The organism is Arcicella aquatica, from assembly GCF_034928825.1.
GTDB classification, from domain to species: domain Bacteria; phylum Bacteroidota; class Bacteroidia; order Cytophagales; family Spirosomataceae; genus Arcicella; species Arcicella aquatica.
Genome location: NZ_JAYFUL010000006.1, coordinates 92,527 through 114,730, shown reverse-complemented (window position 1 = coordinate 114,730; position 22,204 = coordinate 92,527). Strand labels below are relative to the sequence as shown.

At 35.1% G+C, this 22,204-nt stretch carries 18 protein-coding genes; 7 read left to right on the top strand and 11 right to left on the bottom strand.

Annotation, left to right across the window (positions count from 1 at the left end; translation table 11 throughout):
• Nucleotides 1-206: 206 nt before the first annotated feature.
• On the top strand, nucleotides 207-1,169 hold the full coding sequence (locus tag VB264_RS05570; protein WP_323247501.1) for a hypothetical protein: 963 nt from the start codon (nucleotides 207-209) through the stop codon (nucleotides 1,167-1,169).
• A 287-nt stretch (nucleotides 1,170-1,456) separates the two neighbouring features.
• Entirely contained in the window at nucleotides 1,457-4,105 is a 2,649-nt protein-coding gene (locus VB264_RS05565; RefSeq protein WP_323247499.1) for a glycoside hydrolase family 2 protein, read from the top strand.
• A 153-nt stretch (nucleotides 4,106-4,258) separates the two neighbouring features.
• Here VB264_RS05565 and VB264_RS05560 read toward each other — a convergent pair whose 3' ends face one another.
• Nucleotides 4,259-4,912 (bottom strand): PAS domain-containing protein, encoded by a 654-nt coding sequence (locus tag VB264_RS05560; RefSeq protein ID WP_323247495.1) that lies wholly within the window; start codon nucleotides 4,910-4,912, stop codon nucleotides 4,259-4,261.
• Nucleotides 4,913-5,272: 360 nt separating this feature from the next.
• On the opposite strand from VB264_RS05560, the gene VB264_RS05555 reads away from it, so the two are divergent.
• The gene (locus VB264_RS05555; RefSeq protein WP_323247493.1) at nucleotides 5,273-5,983 is read left to right on the top strand and encodes a hypothetical protein; all 711 of its coding nucleotides are present in this window, start codon (nucleotides 5,273-5,275) and stop codon (nucleotides 5,981-5,983) included.
• Nucleotides 5,984-6,273: 290 nt separating this feature from the next.
• Here VB264_RS05555 and VB264_RS05550 read toward each other — a convergent pair whose 3' ends face one another.
• The 3 genes from VB264_RS05550 to VB264_RS05540 form a co-directional block, all read right to left on the bottom strand.
• Entirely contained in the window at nucleotides 6,274-7,302 is a 1,029-nt protein-coding gene (locus tag VB264_RS05550) for a DUF255 domain-containing protein (RefSeq protein ID WP_323247491.1), read from the bottom strand.
• Between the two features lie 441 nt (nucleotides 7,303-7,743).
• Nucleotides 7,744-8,094, bottom strand: a complete 351-nt coding sequence (gene gldC, locus VB264_RS05545) for a gliding motility protein GldC (RefSeq protein WP_309916701.1) — start codon at nucleotides 8,092-8,094, stop codon at nucleotides 7,744-7,746.
• Nucleotides 8,095-8,185: 91 nt separating this feature from the next.
• On the bottom strand, nucleotides 8,186-8,908 hold the full coding sequence (locus tag VB264_RS05540) for a DUF4197 domain-containing protein (protein WP_323247489.1): 723 nt from the start codon (nucleotides 8,906-8,908) through the stop codon (nucleotides 8,186-8,188).
• A 152-nt stretch (nucleotides 8,909-9,060) separates the two neighbouring features.
• On the opposite strand from VB264_RS05540, the gene VB264_RS05535 reads away from it, so the two are divergent.
• Together VB264_RS05535 and VB264_RS05530 are read left to right on the top strand one after the other, a co-directional pair.
• Nucleotides 9,061-10,299 (top strand): competence/damage-inducible protein A, encoded by a 1,239-nt coding sequence (locus tag VB264_RS05535; protein ID WP_323247487.1) that lies wholly within the window; start codon nucleotides 9,061-9,063, stop codon nucleotides 10,297-10,299.
• The gene (locus VB264_RS05530) at nucleotides 10,290-11,591 is read left to right on the top strand and encodes a dihydrolipoamide acetyltransferase family protein (protein ID WP_323247486.1); all 1,302 of its coding nucleotides are present in this window, start codon (nucleotides 10,290-10,292) and stop codon (nucleotides 11,589-11,591) included. Before VB264_RS05535 ends, VB264_RS05530 begins: the two co-directional genes overlap by 10 nt.
• A 78-nt stretch (nucleotides 11,592-11,669) precedes the next feature.
• Here the strand turns inward: VB264_RS05530 and VB264_RS05525 are convergent, their stop codons facing one another.
• From VB264_RS05525 to VB264_RS05495, 7 genes are all read right to left on the bottom strand, one after another.
• Nucleotides 11,670-12,272, bottom strand: a complete 603-nt coding sequence (locus tag VB264_RS05525; RefSeq protein WP_323247484.1) for a hypothetical protein — start codon at nucleotides 12,270-12,272, stop codon at nucleotides 11,670-11,672.
• A 372-nt stretch (nucleotides 12,273-12,644) separates the two neighbouring features.
• A complete protein-coding gene (locus VB264_RS05520; RefSeq protein ID WP_323247482.1) occupies nucleotides 12,645-13,409 on the bottom strand; it encodes an acyl-CoA desaturase in 765 nt (254 codons plus the stop codon).
• Nucleotides 13,410-13,567: 158 nt separating this feature from the next.
• On the bottom strand, nucleotides 13,568-14,245 hold the full coding sequence (locus VB264_RS05515; RefSeq protein ID WP_309916720.1) for a DUF4159 domain-containing protein: 678 nt from the start codon (nucleotides 14,243-14,245) through the stop codon (nucleotides 13,568-13,570).
• 32 nt (nucleotides 14,246-14,277) lie between these two features.
• Nucleotides 14,278-14,979, bottom strand: a complete 702-nt coding sequence (locus VB264_RS05510) for a 16S rRNA (uracil(1498)-N(3))-methyltransferase (RefSeq protein WP_323247480.1) — start codon at nucleotides 14,977-14,979, stop codon at nucleotides 14,278-14,280.
• Between the two features lie 4 nt (nucleotides 14,980-14,983).
• A complete protein-coding gene (locus VB264_RS05505) occupies nucleotides 14,984-15,895 on the bottom strand; it encodes a CPBP family intramembrane glutamic endopeptidase (protein ID WP_323247478.1) in 912 nt (303 codons plus the stop codon).
• A gap of 100 nt (nucleotides 15,896-15,995) precedes the next feature.
• The gene (locus tag VB264_RS05500) at nucleotides 15,996-16,559 is read right to left on the bottom strand and encodes a hypothetical protein (RefSeq protein ID WP_323247476.1); all 564 of its coding nucleotides are present in this window, start codon (nucleotides 16,557-16,559) and stop codon (nucleotides 15,996-15,998) included.
• Nucleotides 16,560-16,646: 87 nt separating this feature from the next.
• Complete coding sequence (locus tag VB264_RS05495) at nucleotides 16,647-18,851, bottom strand: glutamine synthetase III family protein (protein WP_323247474.1); 2,205 nt, start codon at nucleotides 18,849-18,851, stop codon at nucleotides 16,647-16,649.
• 546 nt (nucleotides 18,852-19,397) lie between these two features.
• Here VB264_RS05495 and VB264_RS05490 point away from each other — a divergent pair.
• On the top strand, nucleotides 19,398-20,423 hold the full coding sequence (locus VB264_RS05490; protein ID WP_323247472.1) for a glutamine synthetase beta-grasp domain-containing protein: 1,026 nt from the start codon (nucleotides 19,398-19,400) through the stop codon (nucleotides 20,421-20,423).
• Nucleotides 20,424-20,574: 151 nt separating this feature from the next.
• Nucleotides 20,575-21,900, top strand: coding sequence for a tRNA (N(6)-L-threonylcarbamoyladenosine(37)-C(2))-methylthiotransferase MtaB (mtaB, locus tag VB264_RS05485; protein ID WP_323247469.1), 1,326 nt, complete (start codon nucleotides 20,575-20,577; stop codon nucleotides 21,898-21,900).
• Nucleotides 21,901-22,204: the final 304 nt, after the last annotated feature.

The window sequence follows — 22,204 nt, the reverse complement described above, 5'->3', positions numbered from 1 at the left end:
TTTCTGAGAAGGAATAAAATTAATTCGCTGAATGACGTTAAACAGATTTACAAACGAATTAAAACTAAAAATTTCATCATTAATTGCTTAACAAAGTAATTAACAATTATGCCCATTTATACCTAGTGATATTAGGTATAATTTCTAAATTCTCCTACATTTGCCTAGCTAAAGCATAAATAATCACCTCTTCTAAAGTATATAACATGAAAAGCTTAAACACCTTAATTTACCTCTGCATTTTTTTGATTATTGTTTTTTCCTCAACAACTTTTTCACAAGTACAAAGCATCCCACCAGCCGATTCAGTGATGATACCCCGTGTACAAATCAGTTTAAAAGATGGAACCATTCTCAAAGGAAAAATTTTAAGTTCTACTTTATTTATCCATACTATTAACACTGACAATCTAGGTGTTTTACAAGTAAACATTGAAAACGTTTTGTCAATTACTCTATTAGATGAAGCAAATGAGACAAGTGACAAATTTGATGATTTTTCAATTAAACCTACGTCCTATTTTATCAGCTCCAGTGCTTATAATTTAGCAAAGGGCGAAAATCGTTATACTAATTCCATTTTTTTAATCAATGATTTTGCCTTTGGGCTTAGCAATAAATTTTCTGTTTCGGTCAGTCCAGTTATTTTACCAATTCCATTTTTTGGTGTATTCTTCGGCTGTGCTGTTGGTGGAAAGTTTACTCAACCAATTGGCAGAAAATTAAATATAGGAGCTTCTTTTTATTTAGGAGCAGGCAGTGGTACAACCAATACTGTGCAAATGGGTTCAGCATTTGCTACCTATGGGAACCCCAACAGCAATTTAACAATGGGCTTCTCTTCAACTTTTGTGGGGAATGGAGATCATAAAAACTTTGCACAATTGAGCGGCATGCATAGACTCACTAAAAGAGTAGCACTTATTGCTGAATCTATTCTTTTTACCAAAAAAGAGACCAATTTTTACTATTACGGTAATGGTAACTACACAACTACTGATAATACTACCGTATCGGCAGTAATATTTTTGGGTGCAAAGATATTCTATAAAAAAAGTTTTCTTGATTTTGGAATATTAAATGGTAGTAACATTAATAATTCTGAACGAAGTAATACAACTGCATATATAAAGTTTACAACTTTGATGGGCTCTAGTAGAAAGAAATAATATTTTCATCAAAATATACAATTTTCTGAAAGGCTATTTAATACCATTTTAGGAATCTAGTACTCACAAAGCTTGTATATGTTAAATTAAAAAATGACATATATTTCCGATTTCACTTTTTTATTTAAGTGTAATTGCTCATTTTTAACTTAAAACTTACAAATAAGTATAATTATCACAGAAATTATGTGTTAAATTTAGCCAATCTTTCTTTGGAGGGATTGGCTTGTTGGTTTATACCAACCTACTGTGTACTTCTAAAAATATTAATAATTTTAATCCCTACTATGTCCAATTTTTTAAAATTAATGTTGAAACAAATTCATGTGTTTTTGATGTTGCTACTGGCTAATCACTTACAGGCTCAAAATCAATATGAGCTTAACGGTGCTTGGAAATGTGCACCCATCAAAAGTGTGAAAGAAAATGGGGAGGTGATTTCATCTCCTCATTTTTTGCTTTCGGGTTGGAAACCTGCCGTTGTTCCGGGAACGGTGCTAACGAGTATGTTGGCAAACAAAGAAATTCCTGATCCTTTTTATGGATTGAACAATGAGAAAATACCAGACATTTATAATACTGGCAGAGACTTTTATACTTATTGGTTTGCCAAAGACTTTAAAGAAATTTCGCCAACCAATGGTTCTGAAGTTTGGTTGAAGTTTAGAGGTATCAATTATGCCTGTGATGTTTTTTTGAATGGTAAAAAAGTAAACGAGAAAGTGTTTGAAGGAATGTTTCTTCGTCAATCTTTTAATATTACTAAGCTTTTGGCTAAAGATGGCAACAACCGATTAGCCGTCATTGTATATCCCCCTTACACCGTTGGTAATGCCAATGGCGGACAAGGTGGTGATGGGACAATTGCCAAAAACGTTTCATTACAATATACGGCAGGATGGGACTGGATTCGTCCGATTCGTGATAGAAACACTGGTATTTGGGACAAAGTATATATCGAAAAAAGTGGGAAAGTAAACCTGAAAGATCCACACGTAATTACGCTTGTTCCCGAAAAAAGATTACCCGATGCCCCACAAAAACCTGCTATCATAAAAGCTTCTGCTGATTTAGAAAATACTTCGTCTCTGAAAGTTGAAGGCACCTTAGTTTATACCATTGATGGAAACAAGATTTCAAAAAAAGTAAGCCTTGCTCCTAACAGTACCACTACGGTTAACCTTGATAATTATAGTTTAAAGAATCCTCGTTTATGGTGGCCAGCGGGTTATGGTAAACAAGAATTGTATGATACAAAATTTGAATTTATCGTAAACGGACAAGTTTCAGACCAAGAGCCTGTAAAAGTTGGAGTACGTGAAATTCAGACAGATTGGAATGCCTTAACAGCAAGTCGCCAGATTTATGTCAATGGACAAAAAGTATTTATCAAAGGTGGTAACTGGATTATTTCGGATGCCATGTTGCGTTTCTCGGACGAGCGATACGATGCTGAAATCCGTTTTCACCGTGATATGAACCTGAACCTTATTCGTATTTGGGGCGGAGCCTTAGTAGAACGTCCAGAATTTTATGAAGCTTGCGACCGCTATGGATTATTAGTATTCCAAGATTTTTGGATGTCGGGCGATTGTAATGGTCGTTGGGTTGACCCTATGAAAAAAGAAGACCAATGGACAAGAAGAAACTACCCCGATAATCATCAGCTATTTTTATCATCGGCAGCTGATATGATTAAAATGGTAAGAAATCACCCTTCTTTAGCCATCTGGTGCGGAGGTAACGAAATTACCCCTCCCGAAGATATTTTAGTACCTCTTAGAGATGAAATATTACCAAAATTAGACGGTACTCGTTGGTTTATTGATTATTCAAACTCTGACGAAATGTCGTTTAATTCATTGGGGGGAAATGGCGATGGTCCTTATGGTATTCAACCATTGGATGTATTCTGGAATCAACGCACTTTCCCTTTTAATTCAGAAGTTGGGTCAGTAGGTACAGGTGATTATGAATCGTTAAAACGCTTTATTCCAAAAGAAAACCTGAATGTTCCTTATCATGATAGTAATCAAAAGCCTGATTCTGTCTGGACTTACCATACTTATACGGGCGTAGGCTACAATCAGTTTATAGACCCTTACGGAAAGCCAAAAGACATCAAAGATTTTGGTTTGAAAGCTCAGTTAGTCAATTATGACCAATACCGTGGTTTAATTGAAGGTTTTTCTTCACACATTTGGGAATGGTACACAGGCGTGATTATCTGGAAAACACAAAATCCGTGGACAGCCATGCGTGGGCAAATGTATGATTATTACCTAGACCCTAATGCTTGTTTGTATGGCTTAAAAAGTGGTAGCGAGTTAGTTCACATTATGGCAAACCCTGTAGATGGTATGTTAATGATGGTAAATAATGACTTTAAACCTCGCAGAAATTTGATGTTGGTGGCTAAAGCATACGACATCAATGGCAAAGTAAAAGAAATCACTCAGGTGTTTACTTATATTGAAGCAAGTTCTGTCAAGAAAATTCTTTCTGTGAAAAAGGTTTTAGAAGAAATTGGTGCGGAAGATGGTTCATTTTTATCACTACAATTATTGGATGAAAACAAACAAATTGTAAGCGATAATATGTACTGGTATCCTAACATCAAGGGGGTGTATTCGGGTTTACAAAAAATAAAATCGGTAGAAAATCTAAAAGTAGCTATAAAGAGTATCGGAACGGGCAAAGTACAGGTAACCATGAGTAATCCTGCGAATAATCCTGTTGCTTTCTTTAACAGAGTTTCTATAGTAGATGAAAGAACCAAAGAACGTATTTTACCAGTATTCTATAACGACAACTACGTTTCTATTGCCCCAGGAGCAGAAAAAACCATTATTATTGACAATGTTCCTTTACAAACAAAACCACAAGTAACTATTGAAGGTTGGAATTATTCCTTGAAGTATTTCAATATTCAATAATAAATAGTTTATGAGTTAAAAGCTTGCAGCTATAAAAACGATTGTTCAAATATTTCTATTAGGGTGCGACTTAAGTCGCACCCTAATAGAAATTAGTTATTTTACGTCTTTGTGCAACAAATATTAAACTCAAAAACTTTAAACTCATAAACCCTAAAGCTCGTCTTCCTTATCTCTCAGCTTGCTTACAACCTCCGTTATTTCTCTGGTATAAACATCTAATTTTTCGGCAGCATGTTTAAGGGCATTGATAAAAGAACCTATTTCCTCTTGTGTAAGCATCGGTTCGTCAAACATATTACAAATACCCAACATTAGCGTAACAGGATGGCGTACCTCGTGCGAAATCTTAAAAAGTATTTCTTCTAAATCTTTAATACGCTGTTCTTTTTCCTCCTCTGCTTTTTTCCGCTCATCTATTGGTATCCTTATTGAAAAGTATTGAATGATAACATGGTTTTCATCAAATACGGGAAGAATGATACTATCTTGCCAAAAATAAGAACCATCTTTCGCAACACTTTTCACCTCATTCCGCCACATTTCACCCCCAGAAATAGTCATCCACATTTCTTTAAAAAATGTAGTAGAATGATACCCCGCATTCAAAATTCTGTGATTTTGTCCAATCAATTCCTCCTCAGTGTATTTACTTACCTCACAAAATTTCTTATTTACATATATAATTATCCCCTTGGTATCAGTAACAGAGCAAATGACACTTTCATCTATTGCCTTCTGATAAGCCTCCAGAAATCTTAATAATTCCCGTTTAGACTTATCTTTAAAAGTATAATTTTCTGCCATTACATTCCATAAAGTTATATATCCCTAACTATTGACTGTTTCTAGGGATAAACTTAGTAAAAAAATCACCCAACATAAGATTTTTTCAAGAAAAAATAGCAGAATGTATTAAACGCAATCGCTCATCTCCATGCGAGTGATGACTATTAAAAGGCTTCCAGCCGAAATAACTACAAAATGATAAGCACAATGAATATTCTCGTATCACGTACGCTAAAACGGTAACCGCAAGGGTTATCGCTACTCAAATCGAAATATCGACTTTTAACAAATCATTTAACTTTGATTAGTTACCCAATTTTATTTCTTTTGTGCAGTTAATTACACTATTTCTAATCTTTCAAAATACTAAACCATCTTATGAAAAAGTATCTACTCTCCATTTTTACTTGTATTGCTTTCACAAGTGCTTTTGCACAGAAAACAGAATTACATTTTGCATTAAATTCTGGTCTTTTTTCTTTCACAGGTAAAGCTTCTGACGCGATTTCATCCATTAATTATAATGAAACCAATCAAAGTGGCTATACCAATAATCCTTATGGTACGCAGTCTGCTATTTCTTATGGCTTTTCTGTGAATTTAAAGAGAATTACAAAAAGGAATTTTATTCTAGGGCTTGACCTTGGCTATGAAAATCTAAGAAGTAAAGTAACCATCAATACCATCAATGGTTATACGGGAAGTTCCACGTATCAACTAGTAGCTACTGGCAAAACGATTTTAAGTTCAGACTTTATCAATATCTTTCCATCTATTGGACATCGTTTTCATACCAATAAAGTAGCCATTGATTTAACGGGTGGTTTTGATATTGGAGCTAATTTAAAGGCTAATGAAAACGGGAAAGCAACTGCTTTTGACGGAAGAGTATTTTCAACTGATGTTGATAGACATACCATTAGTGCAGATGTTAGACCAAGAATTCAGGTGGCAGCCATTTACAACAAAATGGGTATTTTTGCGGGTTATTCTCATGGTTTTTTAAGCTATAAAGCTGGCTACGTTGGTGGCTCAACTGAATGTGTGGCAAGATTTGTACGTTTTGGGATAACGTATCAGTTATTTTAAGACTAATTAATCCAATAAATATGAGTCATCCCGAATTTTAAAATCATAAAAAAGCGGTCGGAATTAGTTTTCCGACCGCTTTTATGATTGATGGGCAACGAATTCCTACTGTTTGAGCGATAGCGAGTTTAGGAATTCTTGAATTTCTTTTGTTACTTTTCTTGTTTCAAGACAAGAAAAGTAAGGACTAGACGATAATATAAGTAGAAAACCTCTCAAATTGTCTCCAAAATGCACAATTTTAGGAAAAATTCAGTATGTCTCATGTTTATTGCTTACTTCTCTAAAAATCATTTGCTTTTAGCATCCCAAAGGGCTGCTTTGGCTAACGCTGCTTTGTCAGCACTTCTGGCTTTAATCCAGTCGCTTAAAAATTTATATGATTTTTTATCTGTCTTGGCATCTACTAAGCTATCTAACACTGCAAGGGCTTTAGGCACTTGTCCTTCACGGAAGTAGGCCGTTGATTCTTCTCTCCAAACACGTCCATTAATTGATTTTTTATCTACTCCTAATTTAGCAAGATTAGCCCTTACCTGATTGATTTTTGCTACAGAATAACGCATTCCGCGACTACTGTACAAAGAATACATAATAATGTTTTCAGCAGTTTGTTTTACTAGGGTTTTATCATATTTAGCATTGAATTCACCTAAATGGTTAATCATGTATTCAAAAATATCATTGTCGTCATCCATGATTACTTTTTGCAATAATAAAAAGCTGGTATTATTGCTGTATTGAGCAGACGGGATGATTTTTGCATAATTATTCATTACATTGATATTATCCACCGTATCACGCATAATTCTAGCCATAAAGCCATATTCAATCAAGAAATTAGCATCACGATTGCCAGAACGGTAACTTGTTTTATAATTACTAGTACGTTGCTTAGGGTCTATTGCCTTCGTAGCAGCTTCAATCAATGCTTGGGGAGTATTATAATTTTCGCCCAAAACTGTAATGTGCTGTAGTTTTACATCTTTATCAAAAAACAAAAGTGTGGGCGTAGAGGGAATCCAAATGCCTTGTTTATTCAAAAAAGCAGATCCTTCTGGCGAAGTAATATCAAGCTTATAATTTACAAAGTTTTGGTTGAAGATATTCCCCACTTGTGCATTTTCAAAAGTAGGTTTGAAAGCATTACAAACATGACAAGTAGGTGCATATACTTCTAAGTGTACAGGTTTGTTTTGGGCTTTGGCTAAATCAAAAACTGTTTTAAGATTACCTCCCTGTAAAAAAGCTGTTCCTTTCTGAGCAAAAGACAAATTGCTTAGCAGTATAGAAACAGCGAGCATTAATATTTTTTTCATGGTTAAAATTGGATGGTTGCTAAATCTTTGACCCGATTATACGTCTCACTCTCTTCAGAGAATAAGGTTGTTCAGTTCTTATGTTATTGGCTTTTTAATAAAACAAGATGTAAAAACGAAATAATATTTTTCTCAAAATCCTTTCTATTAGCAGGTGACTTAAGTACTATTGATTACCAACATCTTTTAACGAGTTGAAATGAAGATGTGATTATTGATAAAATTGGTTCAAATAGGCTTAAATTGCCTTTCAAACCAAGCGTCGGTCGCCTCATGTCATAGCCTGACTACTTGAAGCTCTTATTCCTAGTGAGGGACTTAAGTCCCTCACTAGGAATAAAAACCTTGATTATCAGTTATTTATATACTTATGAGTAATCAGTAGAAATTAAGTCACCCGCTAATAGAAAGGATTAGAACTTAATACGCATTAACAATCAATTATTGTCCTTTTTCAGCAGCTTTGATTTCTTCTTGCAGATTTTTAGTAAGTGTTCTACAAAGGTTATCAATTAAACTAGCCATTTTTTCATCACCAGTAGCATCTACTAAAGTATTGCCTACACTTCCGATGATTTCAATATAAAAACGTTTCATTTCTAAAACGTCCATGTCTTTTGTCCAAAGTGGTAACGCTAAAGTTCCTTTGTGGTAATGGTCCCAAACACCTACAAAAATAGATTTTGTTTCTTCAATACCTTCATTAGGGTTGTCTGTGGCCGACCATTGTATTTGTTCAGGGATACTTTGGTCGTCTAATTGTACTTTAAAATTAATTTCAGAATGTTTCATTATAAATAATTAGTACTTTTTTATATTATGGTTTTTTGAAATAAGTAGCCCAAAAAACTGATAGCTCATAACTCAGCGCTGATAGCTAATACTACTGATTTGCAAAGACTTTTTTCAATAAATCCGTTACACGAGCAGCAGGATTTTCTCTGATTTTGAGTTCTTCTTGAGCAACTAAAAGGAATAACCCGTCAATTGCTTTTTGAGTTGCATATTGTTTTAAATCTGGGTTAACTTTTTTAGCAAATGGAATTTTATTGTACGTAGTAGCAATTTCTCCGTATAATTTTGTCGCACCCGTCGCATTAATAGATTCTTCCATCACAGGAGCAAATGCATTAGTTAATGCTACCGAAGATGTTCTTTTTAAATAATTAGTAGCAGCATCTTTATCTCCTTTCAAAATACTGACAGCATCTTGTATCGTCATTTGTGTGATAGCATCCACAAAGATGGGTACTGCTTTTTCTGCCGCTTTCTCTGCTCCTCTGTTCAAGGCTGTAATAAACTTATCGCATTGAGCACCCAAGCCAATCTGACGAAGTTTTTGTTCTACATTTTGAGCTTCTGGTGGGAACAAAAGTTTAATAGCTTGGTTTCCAAGAAAACCATCTGTAGCCGAAGCCTGAGCAGCACTATTTTTGATACCCACAGTCAAGGCTTCCTTTAAACCTTTACCAATCTCTGCGGTGGTTAAAGGGCCAGATGTGTTACCTAAAACATCATTCGCTTGTTTAAGGATATTTCCAAGATTCTGTGAATTACAGCTACTCACTGAAAACATTAAGGATAGGCCTAAGAATATTCTTTTCATTTTTTTTAATTTCAAGATTTAACAATATTAAAAACTGACAAATTTTTATGTAAAGTCATTGTCATTTAAACGCCAAAACACTTGAATTTGTGTAATTTTGAACAAAAATAATCAATTAGGACTAAGCCTTTAGCTAAAAGGTAAAAATAAAAATGATTCGAGCAGAGATAATTACTATTGGTGACGAGATATTATATGGGCAAATTACTGATACTAATACACAATGGATTAGTGCTGAACTTGATAAAATAGGCATTCGCACCGTTAGGAAATCTTCCGTTGGTGACACAGAGGAGGCTATTTTACAAATTTTTAATGAAGCCACCCAACGAGCAGACTTAGTCATTGTAACAGGAGGCTTAGGACCGACGAAAGATGATATTACCAAAAAGACATTTTGTAAGTATTTTAACACTACCCTTGAAGTACATCCAGAAGCATTAACAGATTTAGAAGAGTTTTTCAGAAAAAGAGGGCGTGAGGTAACAGGTTTAAACCTTGGACAAGCAGAATTACCTGCCAATGCTACCTATATCAAAAATACCATGGGCACAGCACCTGGTATGTGGTTTGAGCAAAATGGCGTAGTATATATCTCTATGCCAGGGGTGCCTTATGAAATGAAAGGGTTAATGACGTTATCGTTGTTACCCAAAATACAAGCTTATTTTAAAACGCCTGTCATTTTCCATAAAATAATTCGTACAGTTGGTATTGGGGAATCTTTGTTAGCCGAAATGATTGACGCTTGGGAAGATGCCTTGCCTCCCCATATCAGACTAGCATATTTACCCTCGATGGGCAGTGTAAAGCTCCGCCTGACTGGCTTCGGAGAAGATATTGCTTTGCTTGAAAAACAGGTAGAAGAAGAATTTCAAAAAGTACTGCCTACTATTCAAAGTTATGTATATGGCTATGGCAACGAAGAACTAGAAGAGGCTATTGGACGTTTATTGAAAGAAAAAGGGCTGACTGTTTCTGTAGCAGAAAGTTGTACGGGTGGATATTTGGGGCATCAATTTACTAAGGTGGCTGGTAGTTCGGCTTATTTTATGGGTGGAATACTCTCTTATGACAACAGCGTTAAAATTAATCAGTTAGGCGTAAAACCTGAGACTTTAGGACAATTCGGAGCAGTTTCTGAGGAAACGGTTATCGAAATGTCAGAAAATATTCGCAAATTATGTAATACAACTTTTGGATTAGCAACAAGCGGAATTGCTGGACCAGACGGTGGAACACCCGACAAGCCCGTGGGTACTATCTGGATTGCCATTGCCACAGAAAGTAAAACAATCACAAAAAAATTGCAATTGGGTGGGTTTCGTGAACAAAACATTCATCTTACAGCAATCAACATACTGAATTTATTAAGAACAACATGGCTTTAATCGAAGTAATTATGCCCAAAATGGGCGAAAGTATCATGGAGGCTACTATTTTGAAGTGGCTTAAAAGTGTAGGCGAAAAAATTAATGCAGATGAGTATCTATTGGAAGTAGCTACTGATAAAATTGATACAGAAGTACCTTGCTCTCAATCAGGAATTTTAACTGAGATTTTGGTTCAAGAGGGTGAAATCGCTGAAATTGGCAAGCCTATTTGTATGATCAGTACTGACGAAGAGGAGGTTAAGGACAATGCAAAAGTGGAAGTAATTTCGGAGCAACTGGCACAAGAAATTGAAGAAATAAAAATATTGACAGGCATTAATCTTGACCCAATTACGCAAGAGGCTGTCGTTTCATCCAATAATGGCTCAAGGTTCTATTCTCCATTGGTATTGAGTATTTCTAAAGAAGAAAATATTTCTAAGACTGAGCTTGATGCTATTGTGGGGACGGGTGCAGACCAAAGAGTAACTAAACACGATATTCTTAATTATTTAGAACAACGCAAAACGACTAAGGCAATACCACCAGCGAAAGCTCCTGAAAAAGTAGTTTCAAATGCTTCTCCTGTTTTCATATCTGGCAATGATGAGATTATTCAGATGGACAGGATGCGTAAAATGATTGCTGAAAGAATGGTGGATTCTAAAAGGGTTGCTCCTCACGTTACATCTTTCGTAGAAACGGATATGACGAATGTAGCCATCTGGAGAAACAGTATCAAAGATTCTTTCAAAAAGCAATATGGTGAAAACATTACCTATACGCCTATTTTGTTAGAAGCTATCGTTAAGGCTATCAAGGATTTCCCTCAAATTAATGCGTCGGTTGATGGCGATAGAATTATCTATAAAAAAAATATTAATGTAGGGATGGCAGTTGCGTTGCCTAACGGTAATTTAATTGTACCAGTCATTCATAATGCAGATTCTTATAATTTAATTGGTCTGACCAAGAAAATTAACGATTTAACAAAAAGAGCAAGAGAAAATAAGCTTAAACCTGAAGATTTGGAAGGTGGCACTTATACTTTCTCTAACATTGGTACTTTCGGAAACATCATGGGTACGCCCATTATTGTTCAGCCACAAGTAGCTATTATGGCGTTTGGAGCTATTCAGAAAAAACCAGCTGTAATTGAAACCCCACAAGGTGATTTGTTAGGTATTCGTCAAAAGATGTTTATTTCTCATTCTTATGACCACAGAATTGTGGATGGCTCATTAGGTGGACAATTTGTAAAAAGAGTATCAAATTACTTGGAAGCCTTTGAAATTGATAGAAAATTGTAGGTAGAGTGCTGTATATTTATCACTAGCGAAGGACTTAAGTCCCTCGCTAGTGATAAATATTTTTATAACGTTCCCTTCTTATTTAAACTCCTTACTAGTTGGTAGCTCAACGCTCTTTATCGCACCAATAGGGGCTATTTTTATATTTTTATTACCTTTTTTCAAATAAAAGTAATACAAACTATTTGAATTTATGAGGTAAACTTGCTCTGCTTCACCACTACTAAAATTAAGGGTAGTTTTATATTCAAGTACATCTTCCTTTATTCTTCTTGATAAGCCTAATCCTTTTCCCAACCCTATTCCAACGAAGAATGAAAATAGCGTTAATGCCATAAATTTTACAAAAAGGTTGGTAAAGTGGTTTGCAAGTCTTTCATTATCTAATTCACCCTTACCTTTTAATCCCGCTAATCTTTTTACCCACTCTTTATCACTTTTTTTGGATAAATAAGCAGGAAAATAATATGAAAATGCGATAAGCACTATTAATAAAATTAGTATAACTGGAAAGGAAGCTAAATCGACTATCGGACTTATTAATATGTCTGTAATGGTTGAATATTTTAAAATATTTACTCCTAATTGATAAAACATTACACCTTCTTTAAATATTCCCAATATTATCAAAAAAAGATAGCCAAACGGAATTGCTTTTTGTATTCCTTCAGAAAATTTCATTTTTGTAAGTTTAGTTATTTAATTGTTTGTTGTATGGTGTTTTTTGCATTTCTAAAACTATGCATATATTTCTAAATATCCAATTTATTGGAAGGCATCGGAGGTTAAGATAGAAGGATGTGTCATAAAACTTAAGTCATTCCGAATTTTTCTTAGAATAGGGAAGTTTAACAAAATAGCCTTATCAGGGCAAAATATTTCGCCCGATGGGGCTTGGAGAAGATAACTAAATTAGCAGGATGTTTCTACCGATATATTGTTCCTAACGGAACTATTATTCCATATATATATAAATCAAAAAGCGGTCAGAAAAATAATTTCTGACCGCTTTTTGATATCAACATTCGGAATGTTTAATGTTATTTCTATCACCTAAAACTCAGCATTCGCAGGTTTACTTAAATTTGGCTTGATAATTCTTAACCAGATTAATAATTTAATCATCGGATAAGTTGGGTCAAATTCATACCATTTTGAAGCGAAATTCATGCTATTCGGCAATTTATGGTGGTTATTTTGGAATAACTCGCCCATCATTAGGAAATCAAATACCAATGAATTTCTTGATTTGTCCTTATTGTCATGGTTTTGATAACCATATTTATGACCAGACCAGTTTACGATAGCACCATGTACAGGTCCCATTAAAAAGTGGATTGGTAATAGAAAGAAAAATGCCCAGTGCATATCAAAATAAACAAAAGCTACCACATACATCAATACGTAAGCAACGCCCCAGCCGATTCTTGACATCCAGTGGTCTCCTACTTTTTCAATCGTTTTTGAAAACGGATAGTTGTGGTCAAAACGCTCCTCGATTTTAGATTGATTATTCAACAAAGCGTTGTAAATATCTTTTGTCTTCCACATCATAGCAAACACATTATCTGAAAAATGCGGTGAATGTGGATCTTTTTCTGTATCGCTAAAAGCATGGTGCATACGGTGTAAAATTGCGTAAGCACGTGGACTTAGATAGGAAGATCCTTGAGAAACATACGTAAGAAAATAGAAAAATTTCTCCCAAAATTTATTCATCGTAAACATCTTATGTGCTGAATAACGATGTAAGAAAAACGTTTGACTAAATAAAGATAAATACCAATGAAAGATGAAAGCGGGCAATACCAATTGCATGATTGTATTTTGTTATTTTAATTTGTTCTTGTGATTGAGCATTGAAAAGAAAGGCATTAGCTATTTCTCATTAATAGAATAACACTAAACCTTCAACAAAGTTACCGAATGTTTAGTGAAAAGGTTTAAATATTTTGATATTCTGACATTTGCAAGGTTTAAAACGATGTTAGCGAGTATGAAAGGAGATTTGCCCCCATTTGCAAGGCTTTCATCCTGATACCTTCGGGGTCGTTATACACACTTTGGTCTTCCCAGCCATTGCCTAAATCGCACTCGTAGGTATAATAACATACTAATCGTCCCTCATAAATCAAGCCGAAACCTTGCGGAGGCTTGTTATCGTGTTCATGTATTTTGGGTAAACCATTCGGGAATTTGAATTTCTGGCTATAAATAGGATGATTAAATGGTAATTCAACAAAACTTAGTTCGGGAAAAACCTTTTTCATTTCTCTTCTAATGAATTTATCCAACCCATAATTATCATCAATGTGTAAAAAGCCTCCGCCTACTAAATATTTTCTAAGGTTTATAACATCAGCTTCGCTAAAAACTACATTGCCATGTCCTGTTAAATGCACAAATGGATAAGTAAACAGTTCAGGACTTGATGGTTCTACAATATCCTCTTCAGGGGCAATGTTAGTTCTGAGGTTGCTATTGCAAAACTTAATAAGGTTGGATAGCGAGGTTTTGTTACAATACCAATCTCCCCCACCCCCATATTTCATTTTAGCAATTTTAAATGAATATTGAGCAAAGCTTTGATGATTAACAACCAACAAAAAAGTCAACAGCAAAATATAGGCAATACTTTTAGCGGTATTCTTCATAGTTGAATTACATTTTTGTTTGCTTGGTTTACCTATTGATTAATTAAATTTAAAGCGAAACAGGCTGCCAATCCAGCCGTTTCAGTTCTTAACCTACTTTTGCCTAGCGTAATGGGCTTAAATCCTTTTGCCAAGGCCTGCTGTATTTCTTCGGGGGTAAAGTCGCCTTCTGGCCCTATCATTACGGCATAATTCCCTTTTTTAGTTGCTAACTCTTGAATCAATTTCCTATCACCTTCTTCTAAGTGAGCAATCATTTTCTGGTCTTCTGCAATATCTTTTTGCAAAAATGCCTTCCAGCTAATCATCTCATTAATCTTAGGCAGAAATGCTTTGAGCGATTGTTTCATCGCCCCGATGGCTATTTTTTCAATCCTGGCTATCTTAATTTCCTTTCGTTCAGAATAACGACTTTGGATAAAAGAAATTTCATGAATTCCCATTTCTACACATTTTTCTACCATCCATTCTATCCTATCCATATTTTTGGTAGGGGCAATTATCAAATGAATGTAAAAATCCTGATGCTCGTAATTCTGTTGTTCTTCCAAAATCCGCACTTCACATTTTTTTTCATGTGCCACTTTTATATCACAACCATAGAATCCTCCGTAGCCATCCACTACATAGATTTTACTTCCTACTGTAAGGCGTAAAACTCTGATAGCATGACGAGACTCCTCTTCGTTTAATAAATGTGTTTGCTTGATATTGGGTTCGTAAAATATATTCATGTAATTAGTCTTCCTGAAGCTTAGAAAGCGATTCTTTTTCCAGAGAAGATTTTTTGCTATAACAAAAGTAAATAAATAAAATACCTGCTATGACGATTGGCACCGCGATTATTGAGCCTTCAAAGCCAAATTCTCCGCCAGTCCATAGGATATCACCGATTACATTTTGGGTAATAATGCCTTGTATATTATGTCCTGATACTTCAAAGCCAAAAACAGCTCCTTGAAAGAAATTCCAAGTAAAATGTAGCCCTATAGGAAACATCAAGTTTTTGTGAAAGATGAAATACATTCCGAGCAAATAACCCGCCAAAACCAGATTGAGTAGAGGAACGAGGGCGATATGATTGTTCATCAGATGTAACCCTGAAAAGATTAATGCAGACGTGCTGAGTGCCACGTATTTATTCATGCCTTTCATTAAGGTACTTAGCACATACCCACGAGCCATGAGTTCCTCTGAAATGGCAACACATACAAAAAAGATGATGTATGACATGAAAATTATGGGATGAAACTCAAGCTTAACCACTTGAACAAATCCCATAATTTTCATGATTGTAAATCCCGCAGTAATTAAAATAATGCCTAACAAGCATCCAAAGGCAAAATCTTTTGTTTTTCCTTTCCAGTTGAGACCGAACTGTTTAAAGGTAAGTCTATTTCCTAAGAGTACTGGAAAAAGCCAAACTGATAATATTTCTACGATTACTCCGCCTAATTCTTGCAACAATAATTTTTCATGATGCTTAGGCTGACTACTCAGTTCATAGAGTTGGTTTAAACTAATCCCATAAATATTTGCTAATAAGTAGGCAAATAAAACTCTACCAAGCCCAGCAAAGAAAATAAAAAACAAAAGAAATCCAATCACTTCTAAAAGCGATTTTAACCAAATGGGTACAGCCTTAAACATTTATATTTGTTAAGTAATTGAGCGATTTTATGAATGAGTGATTTAGTAATTAATACTTTAAAATTCAACAAGTTACTCATCATCGGCTCACAACGCTTACTTAGTCTTCTGCTTCTGTTTTGAAAGAATATAAAGTTGGGTCTAATTTGAAGTTGCCTGATAAATAATCATCAACAAATTTAGTTACCACTCTATCATTTACTTCTTCTACGTTCAAACATACCTCAAGACCGATTCCGAATTCAAAATCTTCATCAACCTCTAAGTGTTCAGAAAGCTTAATTTCTTCATTCTCTTCAATTTCTTCAATTAATTCGGTGATGAACAATTCTACTTCTTCATCCATTGCTTCATTGGCAGTATACGTCTCATCACGATTTTCAACAGGCACATACAAAGGAAATGATTTCATTGCTTGGCGCTCGGCTGTTTCGTAAACGATACTATTGTAGTGCAAACGCAAAGAATAAATAACGGCATCAAAAATTGCTTCTTGTCCATTGTATTCACCAACAAACTGAACGTGAACAAATTCTTCAACATTATCAGGTTCGTCATTAAGTTCGTCTTCAAAGTAAACAAACTTTTTTCCTGCTTCCTTGCATTCCTTTTTTAACTGTTCAATTTCTTTTGGGTCAAGTCCCGGATTTGATTTTAATGACATATTACAATAGATTAATTTATGTGTCAAAGATAGCAAAAATGCCCACTAACACAAAAGTGTTGTGGGCATTTTCAGGCTTTATATTACTTATCTGATAAGCAACAATTCTCTATATTTTGGTAAAGGCCATTCGTCGTCGTCAACGATAAGCTCTAATTTATCTACACAGTAACGAATTTCCTCAAAATAATTCTTCACTTTAGTGCTATAAAGTCTAGCTCTTTCAGCAGTATCTTCCACATTATTGGCTTCTTTTCTAGCCTCAGTCATCTCATCAACCAAGTTGTTGATTTTAGAAGTATAGATAGATATTTTCTTGATTATTTCAATCGTCGGTGCATAATATTGTGGGTCGATTCCAATTTCTTTTTGTCCACGAACATTATCAACCAATTGCGTTTGGTATTTCAAAGAAGTTGAAACGATATGGTTAATGGCTAAATCGCCCACTACTCTCGATTCAATCTGAATTTTCTTGATATAATTTTCAACCTCAATTTCATAACGAGCGTGCATTTCAATCTCATTGAAGATACCATGCTTAGAAAACAAGTCTGCCGCAGACTTATCTAAGTATTTCAATAGGGCCTCGGGCGTTGTCTTTAAATTAGATAATCCTCTTTTTTCAGCCTCTTGCGTCCACTCTTCTGAATATCCATTTCCTTCAAAAAGAATCTTTCTTGATTGTTTTACATATTTTTTCAATACTTCAACAATCGCTAATTCTTTCTTGATACCTTTTTCAAGGTACACGTCTACTTCTTCTCTGAACTGGAATAATTGGTTGGCAACAATCGTGTTCAAAATAGTCATCGGAGCAGCCGAATTGGCAGATGAACCGACAGCTCTGAATTCAAATTTATTACCCGTAAAAGCAAAAGGAGACGTTCTGTTTCTATCAGTATTATCCAACAGAAGCGCTGGAATTTTATTAATGCCTAGTCTTAAATAAACGTTATCACCTTTTTCTAATTTAATATCATGCATTTCAGAAAGATTCTCTAAATCATTCAATACACGGGTCATTTCTGTACCAATAAAAATAGAAACAATGGCTGGAGGAGCTTCGTTTGCACCTAAACGGTGTTCATTACCTGCTGTTGCGATAGAGGCACGCAATAAATCGGCATAATCGTGAACAGCCTTAATCGTATTTACAAAGAAAGTTAGAAAACGAAGGTTTTCTTTTGGTTTAGTAGATGGTCCTAAAAGGTTTACGCCAGTATCAGTAGCCAACGACCAGTTATTATGTTTACCAGAACCGTTGATACCCGCAAATGGTTTTTCATGGAAAAGTACACGCATTTTATGTTTTGCGGCTACTTTATTCATTAAGTCCATCAAAAGGGCGTTGTGGTCGCAAGCTAAGTTTGCTTCTTCAAAAGTCGGAGCAACTTCAAACTGTGCGGGTGCCACTTCGTTGTGACGTGTACGCACTGGCATACCTAGTTTCAAAGCTTCAAGCTCAAAATCTACCATAAAGGCATTTACTCTTGAAGGAATTGAGCCAAAGTAATGGTCTTCTAATTGTTGCCCTTTCGCTGGCGAGTGTCCGAAAACAGTTCTACCAGACATCATTAAGTCAGGACGAGCATTATATAATGCTTCATCCACCAAAAAGTATTCTTGTTCAACACCTACCGAAGCAGTTACTTTTGAAACTTCACGATTGAAGTATTCATTCATCACTTTAGTAGCTGCCTTATCAATCAATTCCCCTGATTTCAACAGCGGTGTTTTATAGTCTAGTGCTTCGCCAGTATAAGAAACAAATACTGATGGGATACACAAAGTAGCAGTACCTGCCACGTTTTCCATGATGAACGCAGGAGAAGAAGGATCCCAAGCGGTATAACCACGGGCCTCAAAAGTAGAACGAATCCCACCGTTAGGGAAAGACGAAGCATCAGGCTCTTGTTGAACCAATGCCGACCCCTTAAATTTTTCTACAGCTTTACCCTTGCCTGTAATATCAAAAAAAGCATCGTGCTTTTCAGCAGTAGTACCTGTCAGCGGTTGAAACCAGTGAGTATAGTGTGTTACTCCTTTCGATAAAGCCCAAGATTTCATTGCAGCGGCTACCTCGTCGGCAGCCTCTCTATCAATTTTCTTACCATCTTCAATCGCGTTTGTAATTTTCAGATAAGCTTCTGGACTCAACAAAGAACGCATCACTTCATCGTTAAAAGTATTGCTTCCATAATAGTCCGTTACTTTCTCTGTCGGTATCTTCACTGCTACCGTCGGGCGAGATTGAGCTAACTCAAGTGCTTTAAATCTTGCAATTGCCATATAAATTAATTCAGATTATTTTTTGAATGTTAATGGATAATCCATTTGGACCTTGATTGGAAACATTGCAAAGCTAGGTTCCCGCTCAATCATATCCTCATTAATACCACTAAATTTTAAACTCACGTATAAATGTAATTGAAATTTATTTTTTATTAATTATTCAGGGATAAAATTTAAAAAAATAGCCAAAATTGGGCTTTTGCCTCCAAAATGGAAAACCTTCAAATATCACAATTTTATCAATATTAAAATAACCAAAGAAAAAATTTGACTATTTTAAGAACTTTACATTTAATTCTGTGAAAATTTTGATTTACAAAATAAAGTATTGTAAATTTGATAATAACAAAATATAATTTCTTTAAACAAAAAATTAGTATTGTTTTAGACATTAGAATAGTTCAAATCAAACAAAAAAAGAGGTGCAGGTTTAAAAATTTCATAAAAATCATTTTTTTCTTGTGAAATTCAATTTTAGAAGTATAAATTTGTACCAAGAAATAAGGAAATTAACCAAATATTTAAAAATCCAATAACAAAATCATGGCAAAAGCTAAACTTGAGTACATTTGGTTGGACGGTTACAAACCAACTCAGAGCCTTCGTAGTAAAACTAAAATTGAAAACGATTTTAGTGGTAAATTAGAGGATTGCGACATGTGGTCATTTGACGGTTCATCAACAGAACAAGCACCAGGTGGTTCTTCTGACTGTCAATTAAAGCCTGTTTTTATCTGTAAAGACCCTGAACGTTCTTTATTAGGAACTCCTGCTTATTTAGTTATGTGCGAAGTATTGGATTCAGAAGGTAATCCACATGAGTCTAACGGTCGTGCTACGATTGAAGATGATGACAATGACTTCTGGTTTGGTTTTGAGCAAGAATATTTCTTATATGACTTAGCTACAAACCTTCCTTTAGGTTTCCCTGCAAACGGTTATCCTCGTCCACAAGGACCATATTACTGTTCAGTAGGTGCTAAAAATGCTTATGGACGTAATATCGTTGAAGAACACTTAGAATATTGTCTTCAAGCTGGTTTGAATGTAGAAGGTATCAACGCTGAAGTTGCTGCTGGTCAATGGGAATTCCAATGTTTCTCTAAAGGTGCTAAACAAGCTGGTGATGAAATCTGGGTTGCTCGTTATTTATTAGAAAGAACTTGTGAGAAATACGGTGTTTGGGTTAACTACCACTGTAAGCCTCTTGGAGATACTGACTGGAATGGTTCAGGTATGCATGCTAACTTCTCTAACACTGCTCTTAGAACAGCTGGTAAGAAAGAAACTTATGACATCATCTGTCAAGCATTTGCTCCTTACGTAAAAGAACATATCGAAGTATATGGTGCTGATAACCACTTACGTTTAACTGGTAAGCATGAAACACAATCTATCGATCAATTCTCTTATGGAGTTTCTGACCGTGGTGCTTCAATCCGTATTCCAATTGCTGCTGTTCAAAAAGGATGGAAAGGATGGTTGGAAGATCGTCGTCCAAACTCTGCTGCAGATCCATACAAAGTTGCTGCTCGTATCATCAAAACTGTTAAAACTGTTGAAGTTTAGTCTTTGGTGTTATTTATATAAGCAAAAAAGCTCGGCTAATATAGCCGGGCTTTTTGCTTATATGGCATATAAACAACTAATAATGAAGACAATATAAAGCTAGTTTTGATTTTTAGTTACAAATTTCAATCTTGATAACTATCTTTGCAGTATGAAAAAAGTAGCATTTTATACATTAGGCTGTAAACTCAATTATTCCGAGACTTCAACCATCTCAAGAATGTTTGAGCAAAAGGGCTATCAAAAGGTAGAATTCAATCAAAAGCCAGACATATTTATCATCAACACTTGTTCAGTTACTGAAAATGCGGACAAGAAGTGCAAGAAAATTGTAAAAGAAGCAAATAAGATAAATCCTGATGGTTATGTAACCATCATTGGATGTTATGCCCAATTAAAACCAAAGGAAATTGCCGACATTGAAGGCGTAGATGCCGTGCTAGGTGCTGCCGAGAAATTTCAATTGATTGATTTATTAGATGGTTTTGTAAAAGAACCAAGTGGCAATAAAGCCAAAATCTATAATCAAAATATTGAGGAGGCCGTAGAATATCATACTTCTTATTCCTTAAACGACAGAACGCGTACTTTCTTGAAAGTACAAGATGGTTGTGATTATCCTTGTGCTTACTGCACTATTCCTCTTGCTAGAGGAGCTAGCCGTTCTGATACCATTCAAAATGTAGTAAAGGCTGCTCGTGAAATTGCTGAGAGTGGTGTAAAAGAAATTGTATTGACAGGCGTAAATATTGGTGACTTCGGTTTACAAAATGGCAAAAGAGAAAATACTTTTCTGGATTTAGTCAAAGCATTGGACGAAGTAGAAGGAATCGACCGTTTTAGAATTTCGTCGATAGAGCCAAATTTGCTTACAGATGAAATCATCACATTTGTGGCTAGTTCAAAACGTTTTGTACCACATTTCCATATTCCTTTACAATCGGGTTCAAACAAGGTGTTAGCCTTGATGAAACGTCGCTATAAAAGAGAGCTTTATGTAGATAGAGTTAATAAAATAAAGGAATTGATGCCTCATTGCTGTATTGGTGTTGATGTAATCGTGGGACATCCAGGTGAAACTGATGAGGCCTTTTTAGAAACTTATCAGTTCTTAAACGAGTTACCTATCAGCTATTTGCACGTTTTTACTTATTCTGAACGCGAAAACACGACTGCTTTGGCCATTAAGCCAGTAGTACCTATGAACAAAAGGTCTGAAAGGTCTAAAATGCTTCATATTTTATCTGATAAAAAAAGAAGGTATTTTTACGAACAACATTTGCAAAATGACTTCACGGTACTTTTTGAAGAAGATGTCGAAAATGGGCAAATGCAGGGTTTCACTGAAAACTATATCAGAGTAACGGCTAAATATGACCCATTGTTGATTAATGAAACAAAAAGGATAAAGCTTACTACTATCAATGATAACATGGTGGTGGAAGTGGAAGAAGTAGAGGTTTATGAAATGCATTAGAGTTTAGTAAATTAGTATTATAAGAAATCTTATTATCAAAAGCGGTCAGAAATTAGTTTTTCGACCGCTTTTTTATGATTGATGGGCAACGAATTCCTACTGTTTGAGCGGAGCGAGTCGGTTCGCCGATGCGATTAGGAATTCTTGATTTTCTTTTGTTACTTTTCTTTCATCAAGGAAAGAAAAGTAAGGACTAGACAATAATTAATTAGAAAACCTCTCAAATTGTCCCCAAAACGCACAATTTTAGGAAAAATTCGGGATGACTCATGTTTTAATTAGCTGATAAAATAGTGGTAATCCT

Excerpts from the sequence above, each read along its gene's own strand:
- VB264_RS05510 (WP_323247480.1), bottom strand. The coding sequence starts at position 14,979 with ATGAATATATTTTACGAACCCAATATCAAGCAAACACATTTATTAAAC.
- VB264_RS05520 (WP_323247482.1), bottom strand. The coding sequence starts at position 13,409 with ATGCAATTGGTATTGCCCGCTTTCATCTTTCATTGGTATTTATCTTTA.
- mtaB (WP_323247469.1), top strand. The coding sequence starts at position 20,575 with ATGAAAAAAGTAGCATTTTATACATTAGGCTGTAAACTCAATTATTCC.
- VB264_RS05560 (WP_323247495.1), bottom strand. The coding sequence starts at position 4,912 with ATGGCAGAAAATTATACTTTTAAAGATAAGTCTAAACGGGAATTATTA.
- VB264_RS05550 (WP_323247491.1), bottom strand. The coding sequence starts at position 7,302 with ATGAAAAAAATATTAATGCTCGCTGTTTCTATACTGCTAAGCAATTTG.
- VB264_RS05505 (WP_323247478.1), bottom strand. The coding sequence starts at position 15,895 with ATGTTTAAGGCTGTACCCATTTGGTTAAAATCGCTTTTAGAAGTGATT.
- VB264_RS05530 (WP_323247486.1), top strand. The coding sequence starts at position 10,290 with ATGGCTTTAATCGAAGTAATTATGCCCAAAATGGGCGAAAGTATCATG.
- VB264_RS05525 (WP_323247484.1), bottom strand. The coding sequence starts at position 12,272 with ATGAAATTTTCTGAAGGAATACAAAAAGCAATTCCGTTTGGCTATCTT.
- VB264_RS05555 (WP_323247493.1), top strand. The coding sequence starts at position 5,273 with ATGAAAAAGTATCTACTCTCCATTTTTACTTGTATTGCTTTCACAAGT.
- VB264_RS05540 (WP_323247489.1), bottom strand. The coding sequence starts at position 8,908 with ATGAAAAGAATATTCTTAGGCCTATCCTTAATGTTTTCAGTGAGTAGC.
- VB264_RS05570 (WP_323247501.1), top strand. The coding sequence starts at position 207 with ATGAAAAGCTTAAACACCTTAATTTACCTCTGCATTTTTTTGATTATT.
- VB264_RS05500 (WP_323247476.1), bottom strand. The coding sequence starts at position 16,559 with ATGTCATTAAAATCAAATCCGGGACTTGACCCAAAAGAAATTGAACAG.
- VB264_RS05490 (WP_323247472.1), top strand. The coding sequence starts at position 19,398 with ATGGCAAAAGCTAAACTTGAGTACATTTGGTTGGACGGTTACAAACCA.
- VB264_RS05495 (WP_323247474.1), bottom strand. The coding sequence starts at position 18,851 with ATGGCAATTGCAAGATTTAAAGCACTTGAGTTAGCTCAATCTCGCCCG.
- VB264_RS05565 (WP_323247499.1), top strand. The coding sequence starts at position 1,457 with ATGTCCAATTTTTTAAAATTAATGTTGAAACAAATTCATGTGTTTTTG.
- VB264_RS05515 (WP_309916720.1), bottom strand. The coding sequence starts at position 14,245 with ATGAAGAATACCGCTAAAAGTATTGCCTATATTTTGCTGTTGACTTTT.
- VB264_RS05535 (WP_323247487.1), top strand. The coding sequence starts at position 9,061 with ATGATTCGAGCAGAGATAATTACTATTGGTGACGAGATATTATATGGG.
- gldC (WP_309916701.1), bottom strand. The coding sequence starts at position 8,094 with ATGAAACATTCTGAAATTAATTTTAAAGTACAATTAGACGACCAAAGT.